The sequence below is a fragment of the Staphylococcus sp. GDY8P54P genome (assembly GCF_017892645.1).
GTDB classification, from domain to species: Bacteria; Bacillota; Bacilli; order Staphylococcales; family Staphylococcaceae; genus Staphylococcus; species Staphylococcus ureilyticus.
Genome location: NZ_JAESLN010000056.1, coordinates 1 through 800, shown reverse-complemented (window position 1 = coordinate 800; position 800 = coordinate 1). Strand labels below are relative to the sequence as shown.

Below are 800 nucleotides of genomic sequence, written 5' to 3'. Positions count from 1 at the left end.
GAAGCCATATTCAGTGATGACCAACAACATCGCTATCTACTTAAGAAAACATGGGACAGTGAAAAACAAACACTTACAATCATTACAATGTATCCAAATTTTATGGGCCTTCTTAGTATAGACTTAACAACTCAGCTCATTATGAACAAAGTTTCAGAAATGGATGCATTTGGCTCAATCAATTTTGTGAATCTATATTCCAATATTACAACACCCCTCAATCTCAAACATCTAGAAAACGCCTATGATAATCATACCGATATTCAAATTATGAAGGCAGTGAAAGAATCGGATGAAGTAATATTAGCCTGGGGTGCTTACGCTAAAAAGCCCGTTGTTGAAGCACGTGTCAATGAAGTATTAGAGATGTTGAAACCACATAAGACGAAAGTGAAACAACTCATGAACCCAGTAACCAATGAAATTATGCACCCCCTTAATCCAAAAGCAAGACAGAAATGGACTTTGAAAGCATAACCCATATATGGAGGTAAACGATGTAAGAAATCAATATTGTTTCACTACAAATGATAAAAACAGATACATTAAATTACCTAAAAAATCGTATTTCAAACCCTGGGGATGCGACAGAAATTATGCGTTCATTCATTGGAAACAGTGATCGAGAACATCTCATACTTATATGTATGAATAGTAAAAACGAAACTACACATATTCAAACACTATCGATAGGTTCTATTAACTAAACAGTGATTCACCCCAGAGAAACATTCAAAACAGCGATGCTCAGTAACGCCAACAGTATTATGCTAGGACATAACCATCCAAGTGGAGATGTA

At 35.4% G+C, this 800-nt stretch carries 1 protein-coding gene and 1 pseudogene; both read left to right on the top strand.

Going from position 1 to position 800, the window contains the following annotated elements; translation table 11 throughout:
- Positions 1-477 (top strand): DUF1643 domain-containing protein (locus KA883_RS13485; RefSeq protein WP_210140020.1); only part of this gene is annotated, 477 nt, incomplete at its 5' end.
- A gap of 50 nt (positions 478-527) precedes the next feature.
- A pseudogene (locus KA883_RS13480) lies at positions 528-800 on the top strand (JAB domain-containing protein); the annotation flags it as partial.